A 12,420-nucleotide genomic window follows, 5' to 3' on the forward strand; every position below is an offset into this window, starting at 1 on the left:
TGACATCGGTACGCGTGGTCGTCATGGCGAAGTCCTTGCTACGTAAAGGGAGAGAAGAGGCGAGGTCAGTGCAGGCGGCCGGTGACGGACTCGGCGGCGGCCAGGGCCCGGCCGTCGGCGACGTACTGGACGGCGGCCTCGATCTCGGGGGCGAGGTAGCGGTCGGTGCCGGGGCCCTGGACGTGCTCGCGCAGGCCCGCGCGGACGGCGTCGGTGGCCGGGGCGGGCGTGAGCGGTGCGCGCAGGTCGAGCGCGCGGGCGGCGGTCAGCAGCTCGATCGCGAGGACGCGGGTGAGGCCGTCGACGGCGCGGCGCAGCTTGCGGGCGGCGGACCAGCCCATGGAGACGTGGTCCTCCTGCATCGCCGAGGAGGGGATGGAGTCCACCGACGCGGGCGCGGCCAGACGCTTGAGCTCGGAGACGATCGCGGCCTGCGTGTACTGGGCGATCATGTGGCCGGAGTCGACGCCGGGGTCGTCGGCGAGGAAGGCGGGCAGGCCGTGGCTGCGCGCGACGTCGAGCATCCGGTCGGTTCGGCGCTCGGACACCGAGGCGATGTCGGCGACGGAGATGGCGAGGAAGTCGAGCACGCAGGCGACGGGCGCGCCGTGGAAGTTGCCGTTGCTCTCGACGCGGCCGTCGCGGGTGACGACGGGGTTGTCGACGGCGCTGGCGAGCTCGCGGTCGGCGACGACCTCGGCGTGGGCCAGGGTGTCGCGGGCGGCGCCGTGGACCTGCGGGGAGCAGCGCAGCGAGTAGGCGTCCTGGACGCGGGTGCAGGAGGCGGGGTCGCGGTGGCTGGCCATGACGGCCGAGTCGGCGAGGAGCGCGCGCAGGTTGGCGGCGCTGGCGGCCTGGCCGGGGTGGGGGCGCAGGGCCTGCAGGTCGGCGGCGAAGACGGCGTCGGTGCCGAGCTGCGCCTCGACGCTCATCGCGGCGGTGATGTCCGCGGTGGCGAGCAGGCGGTGCAGGTCGTGGGCGGCGAGGACGAGCTGGCCGAGCATGCCGTCGGTGCCGTTGATGAGGGCCAGGCCCTCCTTCTCCCGCAGCACGACCGGGGTCAGGCCGGCGGCGGCGAGCGCCTGGGCGGCCGGCATCAGCGTGCCGTCGGCGTCGCGGACCTCACCCTCGCCCATGACGGCGAGCGCGCAGTGGGACAGCGGCGCGAGGTCGCCGGAGCAGCCCAGGGAGCCGTACTCGCGCACGACGGGGGTGATGCCGGCGTTGAGCAGGTCGGCGTAGGCCTGGGCGGTCGTGAGGCGCACGCCGGTGCGGCCGGTGGCGAGGGTGGACAGGCGCAGCAGCATCAGCGCCCGGACGACCTCGCGCTCGACCTCGGGGCCGGAGCCGGCGGCGTGGGAGCGGACCAGGCTGCGCTGGAGCTGGGCGCGGAGCTCCGCAGGGATGTGCCGGGTGGCCAGCGCGCCGAAGCCGGTGGAGACGCCGTAGTGCGGCGTGACGTCGTCGGCGAGGTCCTCGATGACCTTGCGGCTGCGGCTGATCTCCTCCTGCGCGTCGAGGGAGATCTCGACCGCGGCCCCGAGGCGGGCGACGGACACGACTTCGTCGGCGGAGAGGGGGCCGATCCCGATGAGCACCTTGTTCATGGCATCCATGAAGCACCAGGTCAGCAACCCTTCACCAGGGGTTTCCCCGGGGTTGTGTCTGGTATCCCAGACATTTCACGGCTCAAATGTCTCGGATCCCAGACAGGTTCGGGACATGCCCCCGGCTACGCTGCGGGCATGTCCATCGTGCCCGCGGCCGCCCAGGTGCTGGCCGTTCTCAGGTATCTCGCCCGTCAGGCGGCACCGGTCCCCGCCGCCGCGATCAGCCGTGACGTGGGCCTGCCGCGCTCGACGACGTACCACCTGCTCGACACGCTGGCGGCCGACGGCTTCGTCGTCCACCTGCCCGAGGAGCGGCGGTACGCGCTCGGCGTCAGCGCCTTCGAGCTCGGCTCCGGCTACACCCGGCAGGCCCCGTTCCAGCGCCTGGCCCGGGTACCGCTGGCGCGGCTGGTGGACGGCACCGGGCACAACGCGCATCTGGCCGTCCTGCACGGGCGCGAGGTGCTCTACCTGATCGAGGAGCGCGCACGGGGGCGGGCGCCGCTGGTCACGGAGGTGGGCGTGCGGCTGCCGGCGCAGCTGACCGCCAGCGGGCGGGCGATGCTGGCGCTGCTGCCGACGGCGCAGGTGCGGGCGCTGTTCCCGGACGCCGCGGCGTTCGTGCAGCGCACCGAGGCGCGCGGTCCGGGGTCGCTCACGGCGCTGCGCACCCGGCTGGTGGAGGTCCGGCGGCGCGGCTACGCCACCGAGGAGGGCGAGGTCACCCTCGGCTTCTCCTCGGTGGCGGCGGCGGTGACCGACCGCGCGGACCACCCGGTCGCGGGCGTCGCGGTCACCTTCGAGAGCGGTGCGGTGGACGCGGAACAACGTGAGGAGCTGGCCCAGGCGGTGACCCGCACGGCGCGCGAACTCTCGCGCCGCGTCGGCGGCCGCTGAGGCGCCCCAAGTCCGACCAACGGGGACTGCCGTCCCGGCCCCGCGGGCACAGGGCCGTCGCCGGTCGGGGCGAGGGCTCGCAAGAGCGGCTCGCGACATCTGGGCGTCGCCTGACAGCTGTCTGATGGACACCCCGCTTTTCCTCGTCGGCCCGCCTGGGCGATGAATCATTCTTCGCGCACAGCAATGTGCGACCTCACTGGCTCGACTCGTAGGGAGAGCACGATGCCCAAGTACACCCGTCCGGCCCTGGTCGGACTGGCCACGGCGACGGCAGCCGCGCTGTGTGGGCTTCCGGCACTGAACGCCAGCGCTGAGGCGGCCGCGCCCGGCGGCAAGCACGTCCTGCTCATCTCGGTCGACGGCATGCACCAGAGTGATCTCGACTGGTACATCGCCAACCACCCGGGCTCCACGCTTGCCAGACTGACGCACGGCGGCAGCGAGTACACCCATGCGGAGACGTCCAACCCGTCGGACTCCGACCCGGGCGGCACCGCGATCATGACCGGCGGCAACCCCAAGTCCACCGGTGTCTACTACGACGTCGAGTACAGCCACAAGGTCGACGAGGCGGGCGCCGCCTGCACCCCCGGGCGGCCGGCCACCGGTGGTGACGTCATCTACGACTCGCCGGACGACGCACTGGCCAACGTCAACGACTTCACCAACCCGGCGAACGGCACCTTCCCGTCGTTCGACGAGAACGGTTCGATCTACCCCAAGGGTGTCGACACCAACCCGGCCGCGATCATGAACCTGAAGTTCAACCCGAAGACGTCGCTCAACCCGAAGACGTTCCCGGTCGACCCCAGGACCTGCAAGCCGATCACCCCGTGGGACTACCTGGGCGACAACACGATCTTCCAGGTCATCCACAACGCCGGCCTGCGCACCGCGTGGTCCGACAAGCACGAGGTCTACGCGTCCTTCAACGGCCCCGGCTCGAACGGTCAGAGCATCGACGACCTCTTCTCGCCGGAGATCGACTCGCAGGCCGTCATGCCGAACGGCGTCCCGTACCCGCAGGACGACGACTGGGCCCACATCGACGCCGCCACCAAGCAGTACGACGGTTACAAGGTCCAGGCCGTCCTCAATGAGATCGGCGGCCGCGACCACTCGGGCAAGACCAAGGTCGGCACCCCGGCCATCTTCGGCATGAACTTCCAGACCGTCTCGGTCGCGCAGAAGATCCGCTCGACCCCGACGACGCTGATCGGTCCGGACGCCCACGGCAACTACACCACCAGCGCTCCGGAGCCGGGCGGCTACCAGTGGGTGCAGGGCAAGCTCGTTCCCGGGCCGGTGCTGTCCAGCGCACTGGACTACGTCAACGCCCAGCTCGGCCGCATGGTCCGCGCCCTTCACAAGGACGGCCTGGCGGGCTCGACGACGATCATCGTGACGGCCAAGCACGGCCAGTCCCCGCAGGACCCCAACAAGCTCGTCACCGTCCAGGACGGTCCGATCATCAGCGCGATCAACGCCGCCTGGGCGAAGAAGCACCCCTCCAACCAGAACCTCATCGTCGCCGGAACCGACGACGACCTGTGGCAGTCCTACTTGTCGGACACCTCGCAGGCCGCCTGCGACTTCGTCAAGAACTACCTGTGGGGCCACACCGCGCAGGGCTACGACGTCAACAAGAAGCCGGTCACCGTCGCACACTCGGGCCTGGCCCACATCTGGGCGGGCGCGGCCGCCGCTCACTTCTTCGGCGCCTCGGCCCACAACGGCCACTCCCCGGACGTCTTCGGTGAGGTCCAGGAGGGCGTCGTCTACGCGAAGCCGACCAAGCTGGCCGAGCACGGTGGCATGAACACCGGTGACCGGCACGTCCTGATGATCGTCGACGGCCCGGGCATCCCGGCGCGGGTCGAGTCCGCCTCTGTCGAGACCACCCAGGTCGCCCCGACGATCCTGTCCGTTCTGGGCCTCAGCCCGCGCGAGCTGACGGCCGTCAAGGTCGAGGGCACGCGGGTCCTCCCCGGCCTGACCGACCGCCCGCGGGGCCACTGACCCGGTGCCTCCACTCACCATCTGATCGGCAACACCCAGACGGGAGGCCGGGGCGGACTCGCCCCGGCCTCCCGCACATGTCGTCTTCGCCTGTGCGGGTCGCCCCTGGGGCATGCTCAACTCCCCCTCAACAAAAGGCGGCAGGCGCATGCCCCGAGGCCGCCTGGGTACCAAGGTCACGACAGACGCGCCGACCCTGCGGGAGGAACGCGTTCCGGATCGGGGTACGGGGGTGCCGATGTTCGGGGACCGCCGCGTGCGCCGCGGCGTGCTGCTGCTGTGCGCGGTGATCGGCGTGGTGACGGGGCTGTGCATCTGGTTCGCGCGAGGCCTGCCGGACTTCCGGGAGAACCTGCTGCTGAACCTGGCGCCGGAGATGCTCACCACGATGGTCACCCTGCTGGTCATCCAGCCGGTCCTGACCAGGCTGGAGGAGGAGCGCGTCCGCGAGCACCTCAGGCTCGACTACCCCTCGTTCTGCGACAAGGTGGCCCAGACCGGCGACATCGTCTGCGTCCTCGACACCTTCTCCTACCTGCTGTCCGGCGCGAGCGCCATGCGGTTCGCGGAGGCTGCCCGGACCGCGATCCGGCGGGGCGCGACCATTCGGGTCATGCTGCTGGACCCGGACTCCATGGCGGCCCGGCAGCGTTCGCACGAACTCAGCGCGGACGTGCGCCGCGAGGTCATGCGCAACCTGCGCGAGCTGCGCCGTCTGGAGGCGCAGCTCCCGGAGGAGCAGCGGGAGCGGTTGCAGGTGCGGGTGTACGCGGCCGCGCCGTCCATCCAGCTGTACAGGTGCGGGGAGCGGATGATGGTGAGCTTCTACCCGGTGGACCGGCTCTCCGGCGAGGGGCAGCAGTTGGAGGTGCGGATCACCACGCCGCTCGGCTCCTTCGTCTCCGAGCGCTTCGCCGAGCTGTGGAGCCGCTCCCGCTCGGTGAACGAGGTGCTGACCCGGCACGTGCAGTTCGTCGAGCCGGAGACCGGGGAGTCCGGGGCGCCGATGTGGCTGGAGTACGTCGATGACGACGGCGTGCTCTACCTGAGCGACCAGCGGCTCGTCGTGGAACTCGCCCGGCATCGGGACCGCCCGGTGACGGTCCGGGTGGACGGCGACCTGGACCGGGCCCACGAGCTGGAGCTGATCGACACCGGGGAGGTCGACCTGCTCGGGCGGCTGCGCGCCGCGTTCACCGAGAAGTACGGCGTGGACGCGGAGGTGTTCGTGCGGGTCAAAGGCGTGCCCCGTGCGATGATTGAGGTGACGTCGGCCGAGCGCGCGCCGGGAGGGCACGGCACGGCGGAGAGCGACAGAGGGTCAGTGCGTGGCAGTGCAGAACGGTGATCGGCCGGTGTTCCGGGCTCTTGCTCTCCCCCATCTCGACGCGCTGCTCGCGCGGGCCGGCCTGGACGAGGCCGACCGGCTGCGGGCCAGGGCCGTCGCCGAGGTGCTGCCGTTCCGGACCAACTCCTACGTCGTCGACGAGCTGATCGACTGGCGGGCGGCGCCCGAGGACCCGATGTACCGGCTGGTCTTCCCGCAGCCGGACATGCTGCCGCGCGCGGACGTCGACCGCATCGCGAGGATGCTGCGCGAGGGCGCCTCCGCCGACCGGCTGCGCGCGGACGTGCACGAGATCCGGCTACGGCTGAACCCCCACCCGAGCGGTCAGCGGGACCTCAACACACCGTTGCTGGACGGCGTTCCGGCCGAAGGCATGCAACACAAGTACGCCGAGACGCTGCTGTTCTTCCCGCGCCAGGGCCAGACCTGCCACGCGTACTGCTCGTACTGCTTCCGCTGGCCGCAGTTCGTGGGCGAGCCCGACCTGCGGATGGCGAGCGGCGACGCGGAGGCACTGACCTCGTACGTCCGTGCGCACCCGGAGATCACCAGCGTCCTGATCACCGGCGGGGATCCGCTGATCATGAGCAGCGCGGTGCTGGCCCGCTACGTCGAGCCGCTGCTGGAGATCCCGCACCTGGAGTCGGTGCGGCTCGGCACCAAGGCGCTGTCGTACTGGCCGCACCGCTTCCTGACCGACCCGGACGCGGACGAGCTGCTGCGGCTGTTCGAGCGGGTGGTGCGCGGCGGGCGCAACCTGGCGCTGATGGGCCACTACTCGCACCCGCGCGAACTGGAGCCCGAGCCGGCCGTCCGGGCGCTGCGGCGGGTGCAGGACACGGGCGCGGTGGTCCGCTGCCAGGCGCCGCTGATCCGCGGCGTGAACGACCGGGCCGAGGACTGGGCGGTGCTGTGGCGGCGGCTGGTCGCCCAGGGCGCGGTCCCGTACTACATGTTCGTCGAGCGCGACACCGGTCCGCAGGACTACTTCGCGGTGCCGCTGGCGCGCGCGCACGAACTGTTCCGCGAGGCGTACGCGCAGGTCTCCGGGCTTGCCCGGACGGTGCGCGGCCCGATCATGTCGGCAACGCCGGGCAAGGTGCAGGTCGACGGGGTGGCCGAGGTCGGGGGCCGGCGCGCGTTCGTGCTCCACTACGTCCAGGCGCGCGACCCGGAGCTGGTGGGGCGTCCGTTCTTCGCCGCCTACGACCCGGACGCCCGCTGGCTGACTGACCTCAAGCCGCTGCCCGGCGACGGCCCCCTGCCCGGCCTCGACTGACGCCACCCGCCGCCGCCTGCCGGACGCGCGAGAGCCGCCGGACCCGCCGAACGCGCCGACCCTGGCGCAGTGCACCGTCACGGCGGCCCGCTCTGCCGCGGGTTGGGGAAGAGCAGCCGACGCCGCGGACGAGGCCGGGCGGCGACGAGGCGGTCCCACTCGGGGTCCGGGATACCGGGTACGGTGCGGCCGAGCGCCGTCCAGGACGCCGCGATGGCGTGGAACAGCGGCGTGTCGCTCGACCGCGCGGCGCCGGGCGAGGCGCGCCGCGAAAGCGGTTCCGCAGAAGTCACGCAAGGGTCAACGAACCGAGGCGGCCTCCGGCACGCCGCGTCAGCCTGCCGGGCGAGCGTGCCACCCTCGCTCAAGCGCCCCCGCCGTCCGGCGGGCCTCCGAGGCAGGCCCCTAGGTCAGGTGGGCGGGCTCCGCGCGGTCGGGCGGGGTGGAGATCGTCTGGGAGCGGACGATAGTGACCTTGAGATGCTTCATGATGGGCTGGTCGCTCTGGGTGCTGTAGTCGCCGATGGCGCACAGCACGTTCATCTCCGGCATGTAGCCCGCCGCACAGCCGCGCGGGATGTCGTACGGGATGGCGAGGTAGCCGTTCAGGGAGCGGGTGGAGCCGTCGCGCGCGGTCGCGGTGACGTCGACCGGGTCGAACTCGGTGACGCCGCGTTCGCGCATGTCGTCGCGGTTCATGAAGACCAGCGTGCGCAGGTTGCGGACGCCGCGGTAGCGGTCGTTGTCGGAGTAGATCGTGGTGTTCCACTGGTCGTGCGAGCGCATCGTGCCGAGGGCGAGCGTGCCCGGCGCGGGGACGACGTCCGGCAGCGGGGCGGCGGAGAACTCGGCCCTGCCGGACGGGGTGAGGAAGACCAGCTCGCGGGCCGGCTGCTTGATCCGGAAGCCCAGCGGGAGGCGCACCCGCCGGTTGAAGTCCTCGAAGCCGTCCAGGACCTCCGCCATGGTGTCGCGGATGCGGTCGTAGTCCTCGACGTACCACTCCCACGGCGTGCGGCTGCCCGGCAGGGCCGCGCGGGCGATGCCGGCGACGATGGCGGGCTCGGAGAGCAGGTGCGGCGAGGCCGGGCGCTTCATGCCGCGGGAGAGGTGGACCATGCTCATCGAGTCCTCGACCGAAGTCGCCTGCTCGCCCGTGCGCTGCCGGTCCTTCTCGGTACGGCCCAGGCACGGCAGGATCAACGCCTGGCGTCCGTGCACGAGGTGACTTCGGTTCAGTTTGGTGCTGACGTGCACGGTCAGCTCGCAGTTGCGCAACCCGGCGTAGGTGTAGGACGTGTCGGGCGCGGCGAGCGCGAAGTTGCCGCCCATCCCGACGAAGACCTTCAGCTCGCCGCGGTGCATGGCCTCGATGGTCGCCACCGTGTCCCTGCCGTGCTCGCGGGGCGGGTCGATGGCGCAGACCTCCGCGAGCCGGTCCAGGAACTCCGTCGTCGGGCGGTGGTCGATGCCGCAGGTGCGGTTGCCCTGGACGTTGCTGTGGCCGCGCACCGGCGACGGGCCCGCGCCCTCGCGGCCCAGATTGCCGCGCAGGAGCAGCAGGTTGACGATCTCGCGGACGGTGTCGACGCCGTGTTCGTGCTGGGTGACGCCCAGGCACCAGCTGAAAATGCTGCGGTCGGCGTCGCGGTAGACGCGGGCCGCCGCCAGGATGTCCGCGCGCGGGACGCCGGACTGGCGCTCCAGCTCCTCCCACGAGGTCGCCTCGCAGACCTTGCGGTACTCCTCGAACCCATGGGTGTGGCGGTCGATGAAGAGCTGGTCGAGCGCCTTGGGGTCGGTTCCGGCCTGCTCCATGATCGCCTTGGCCATGCCGCGCAGCAGTGCCATGTCGCCGCCGACGCGCGGCTGGATGTTCAGCGTGCTGGTCCTCGTCGACTTGTTCAGCGCCATGTCCACGAAGTCGTGCGGGATGATCGTGCGCCGGGCGGCGGCCTCGACCAGCGGGTTGACGTGGACGATCTGCGCGCCGCGCTGGTACGCCTCGGCGAGCGCGGTGAGCATGCGCGGAGCGTTGGAGGCGGCGTTCACGCCCATGATGAACAGGGCGTCCGTGGCCTCCCAGTCCTTGAGGTCCACGGTGCCCTTGCCGGTGCCGAGCGCGGCCTGCATGGCGCGGCCGCTCGCCTCGTGGCACATGTTGGAGCAGTCGGGCAGGTTGTTGGTGCCCAGCTCCCGGGCCATCAACTGGTACAGGAAGGTGGCCTCGTTGCCGAGCCGGCCGGAGGTGTAGAAGGCCGCCTGGTCCGGGGAGTCGAGCCCGCGCAGCGCGGCGCCGACGAGTTCGAAGGCGTCCTTCCAACTGATCGGCACGTAGTGGTCGGTGGCCGCCTCGTAGACCATCGGCTCGGTGAGCCGGCCCTGGTCCTCAAGCGCGGCGTCGCTCCACTGTGACAGCTCGTCCACCGTGTGGGCCGCGAAGAACGCGCGGTCGACGCGCTTGCGCGTCATCTCCCAGGTGACGTGCTTGATGCCGTTCTCGCAGAGGTCGAGTTTCAGGCCCTTGATGTCGTCGGGCCAGGCGCAGCCCGGGCAGTCGAAGCCGCCGTTCTCGTGGTTCATCTTCATGACCGCGCGCGGCCCGTCGACGTACTCGCCGGAGTCCATCAGGAACTTGGTGACGCTCTTGGCCGCGCCCCAGCCCGCGGCCGGATGGTGGTAGGGCCGGAACTCCGGGCGCTGCTCCCGATCCTCGGAGTCGTTCATGTCACTCACCCTTCCGCCACACGGCCGCGGGTGGCGGCCAGGCGGCTTGTCCGGCTTGTTGAAACAGGCTATTCCACTTGATCAACGCCAGCCAGACGATCTTCCTCGTGCCCGATTGCGAGGCCGTGACGATGGGGTTTGAGTGGGGGTAGTCGGCCCGAAGCGGTCCGAGGAGGAACCATGTCGCACCACAAGTCGAACAAGGCCGTCGAGGGCGACCCGGACACCGGCCACGGCGGTGGCCTGCCCCGACGCCCCGACGAGGAGGAGCTCGAGGAGCGCACCGAGCTGGACCGCGAGGAGGTCGGCCTGGACCCCGAACCGGACGAAGACGAGAGCTGAGCGCCGCCCTGCGGCCCTGGGGACCAGGGCGCCCAGGTCCTCAGGGCCGCAGCACCACGACGGCCTCGTCCGTGTAGGTGAGAAAGGTCAGCGTCTGCTGGAAGTACAGTTCGACGCTGTCCTTGTCGTGCGAGCTGTAGCCGATCGAGAGGTCCTGGCCGAGCCGCAGCTCGAAGTCGCCGCCGCGGGTGGACAGCACATAGCCGCCGCTGAGCGCGGGAGCCCAGACCAGCTCGCTGTCGACCAGGCGCTCGACGTGCTTGGCGACCGGGTAGCCGTGGTCGGAGGTCTCGATGACGGAGGTGTACTGGTCGGCGCCGAGCAGCACCGCGTACGGGCCGTCGACGCCGGCCAGCCGTAGCGCGGTCAGCGCGCTGCTGACCACGTCGGGGAAGGCCTCCGCCTCGGCGGGGAGGCTGATCGCGGGGTTGGAGCTGCGAACGCGCAGGCCGTCGATGCCCGCTGCCGGATAGCCGTCGAAGATCGCCTGGTCCTCGGCGAAGGCCATCACCCGGGCCGCGTCCTTGACCGGCTGCCAGTCGGAGTCCTGCGCGCCGCGCTCCACGTCGTCGACCGCGGCGCGGGCGATCGTGAACGGCACCCGCAGCTCGACCAGCCGCCGCGCCTCCCGCAGGCGGGCGGAGACGCGCGCCGCCGGGGGCTCGATGTCGGCGAGGTGACCGGTTCCGACGGCGGCCAGCTCCGGTCCGCTCGGGCCCGACACGTCCACGACACGCCGCCCCGCCACGTGCCGCCGGAAGGACCGCCGCGCCTCCTCCTCGATCTGCGCCCAGGCCGCGGGCGTGATCGGGGCGAGCGCCCGGTGCAGGTTGTTCATGTCGCTGCTGGCCGTCATCGTGACGCTCCTTTGAGACTGCCGATGCCCAGGGACCCGTCCGCGCCGGCGTCGCCGTCGATGCCGTCGAGGAAGTCCGCGCTCGGCACGAAGAACAGGGATCCGGTGACGGGGGTGGAGAAGTCGAGGATCCGGTCGGTGTTGCCCGGCGGGTCGCCGAGGAACATGTTGCGGAGCATCCGCTCCGTCACCTCGGGCGTGCGCGCGTAGCCGATGAAGTAGGTGCCGAACTCGCCGCGTCCGACCGCCCCGAAGGGCATGTTGTCGCGGACGATCTGCCGCTGCACCCCGTCCTCGCCGACGATGGTGTTCAGTGCGACGTGCGAGTTCGCGGGCTTGACGTCGTCGGGCATCTCCACGTTGGAGTCCTTGCTGCGCCCGATCACCCGTTCCTGCTCGGCGGTCGGCAGCGCGGCCCACGCGGCCATGTCGTGCACGTACTTCTGCACGATCACGTAGCTGCCGCCACGGAAACGCGGGTCCTCGTCGGTGAGGTAGACCGCCGCCTCGGCGGCCCGGTCCTCCGGGTTCTCGCTGCCGTCGACGAAGCCGAGGAGGTCGCGCTCGTCGAAGTAGGTGAAGCCGTGCACCTCGTCGACGATCGTGACGACGTCGAGCAGACGGTCCGTGATCAGGCGGGCGAGCTCGAAGCACAGGTCCATGCGCTGGGCGCGGATGTGGAAGAGCAGGTCGCCGGGCGTCGCCGGCGCGTGGTGCGCCGGGCCGTCGAGCGCCGGGAACGGGTGCAGCTCGCGGGGACGCGGCCCCTCGAAGAGCCGGTCCCAGGCGTCCGAGCCGACGCCGGCCACGCAGCCGAGCCGGTCGCCCGGCGCGCGGAAGCCCACGGACCGTACGATCCCCGCCAGGTCCGAGAGCAGCTCCCGCACGCTCCGCTCGCCGCCCTCGGCGATCGTGGCGACGAGGAAGACGGCGGCTCGCGTCGGGGGTCTGACGATGCTCTGCGGGGTCGCCATGGGGCTCCTAGACTGGTGGGGCTCGTTCGAGCTCGGGGCGGAAGGGAGGCGGTCCGCATGCAAGCTGCCAGAGGCGACTGGCTGTCGATGCAGGGCCGCGCCGCGGCGTACGGCAAGGTCGCGCGGATCACCGAGGTGCTGGGCGAGGCCGGTGCCCCGCCGTACCGCGTCGAGTACCCGGACGGCCGCTCGGCCGTGGTGGGTCCCGGCCCCGGCTCGCGCATCCGATGCGTCAAGCAGCGCGTGGAGACGGTCCATCCGGACGCGTCGTATCTCTGACCTCCCGCTTGCCTCCCGCTTGCCCGACCTCCCGCCTGCGCCTTCCGAAATTCGTGCGGCGGCGTGCCGCGACCGCCGTGCCTGGG

General features: G+C 71.6%; 11 protein-coding genes. 6 read left to right on the forward strand and 5 right to left on the reverse strand.

The window, feature by feature from the left end; all coding sequences use genetic code 11:
* Positions 1-65 precede the first annotated feature (65 nt).
* Positions 66-1,607: a histidine ammonia-lyase gene (hutH, locus tag TR48_RS30370; RefSeq protein WP_201777181.1), complete on the reverse strand. Its 1,542-nt coding sequence runs from the start codon at positions 1,605-1,607 to the stop codon at positions 66-68.
* 138 nt (positions 1,608-1,745) lie between these two features.
* On the opposite strand from hutH, the gene TR48_RS30375 reads away from it, so the two are divergent.
* The 4 genes from TR48_RS30375 (at position 1,746) to TR48_RS30390 (ending at position 7,156) form a co-directional block, all read left to right on the forward strand.
* Positions 1,746-2,507: an IclR family transcriptional regulator gene (locus TR48_RS30375; protein ID WP_042373362.1), complete on the forward strand. Its 762-nt coding sequence runs from the start codon at positions 1,746-1,748 to the stop codon at positions 2,505-2,507.
* 225 nt (positions 2,508-2,732) lie between these two features.
* Positions 2,733-4,529 carry an alkaline phosphatase family protein gene (locus TR48_RS30380; protein WP_042373364.1) on the forward strand — a complete coding sequence of 599 codons (1,797 nt, stop codon included), beginning with the start codon at positions 2,733-2,735 and terminating at the stop codon, positions 4,527-4,529.
* Positions 4,530-4,767: 238 nt separating this feature from the next.
* Positions 4,768-5,877, forward strand: a complete 1,110-nt coding sequence (locus TR48_RS30385) for a hypothetical protein (RefSeq protein WP_042373366.1) — start codon at positions 4,768-4,770, stop codon at positions 5,875-5,877.
* Positions 5,858-7,156, forward strand: a complete 1,299-nt coding sequence (locus tag TR48_RS30390) for a KamA family radical SAM protein (protein ID WP_042373367.1) — start codon at positions 5,858-5,860, stop codon at positions 7,154-7,156. Before TR48_RS30385 ends, TR48_RS30390 begins: the two co-directional genes overlap by 20 nt.
* Before the next feature lie 77 nt (positions 7,157-7,233).
* Here TR48_RS30390 and TR48_RS42485 read toward each other — a convergent pair whose 3' ends face one another.
* Both TR48_RS42485 and TR48_RS30395 read right to left on the reverse strand, forming a co-directional pair.
* Positions 7,234-7,449, reverse strand: a complete 216-nt coding sequence (locus TR48_RS42485; RefSeq protein WP_152628273.1) for a hypothetical protein — start codon at positions 7,447-7,449, stop codon at positions 7,234-7,236.
* A 112-nt stretch (positions 7,450-7,561) separates the two neighbouring features.
* Complete coding sequence (locus tag TR48_RS30395) at positions 7,562-9,883, reverse strand: FdhF/YdeP family oxidoreductase (RefSeq protein ID WP_042373369.1); 2,322 nt, start codon at positions 9,881-9,883, stop codon at positions 7,562-7,564.
* Positions 9,884-10,063: 180 nt separating this feature from the next.
* Between TR48_RS30395 and TR48_RS44535 the strand changes: the two genes are divergently transcribed.
* The gene (locus tag TR48_RS44535; protein WP_170183566.1) at positions 10,064-10,225 is read left to right on the forward strand and encodes a hypothetical protein; all 162 of its coding nucleotides are present in this window, start codon (positions 10,064-10,066) and stop codon (positions 10,223-10,225) included.
* A gap of 40 nt (positions 10,226-10,265) precedes the next feature.
* Here TR48_RS44535 and TR48_RS30400 read toward each other — a convergent pair whose 3' ends face one another.
* Together TR48_RS30400 and TR48_RS30405 are read right to left on the reverse strand one after the other, a co-directional pair.
* Positions 10,266-11,063 carry a family 1 encapsulin nanocompartment shell protein gene (locus tag TR48_RS30400; protein ID WP_042373428.1) on the reverse strand — a complete coding sequence of 266 codons (798 nt, stop codon included), beginning with the start codon at positions 11,061-11,063 and terminating at the stop codon, positions 10,266-10,268.
* A gap of 14 nt (positions 11,064-11,077) precedes the next feature.
* The gene (locus TR48_RS30405; RefSeq protein ID WP_042373372.1) at positions 11,078-12,055 is read right to left on the reverse strand and encodes a Dyp-type peroxidase; all 978 of its coding nucleotides are present in this window, start codon (positions 12,053-12,055) and stop codon (positions 11,078-11,080) included.
* 57 nt (positions 12,056-12,112) lie between these two features.
* Between TR48_RS30405 and TR48_RS30410 the strand changes: the two genes are divergently transcribed.
* Positions 12,113-12,334, forward strand: coding sequence for a DUF1918 domain-containing protein (locus tag TR48_RS30410; protein WP_042373373.1), 222 nt, complete (start codon positions 12,113-12,115; stop codon positions 12,332-12,334).
* Positions 12,335-12,420 lie beyond the last annotated feature (86 nt).

Origin of the sequence: Streptacidiphilus neutrinimicus, from assembly GCF_000787815.1 — a bacterium.
GTDB classification, from domain to species: Bacteria; Actinomycetota; Actinomycetes; order Streptomycetales; family Streptomycetaceae; genus Streptacidiphilus; species Streptacidiphilus neutrinimicus.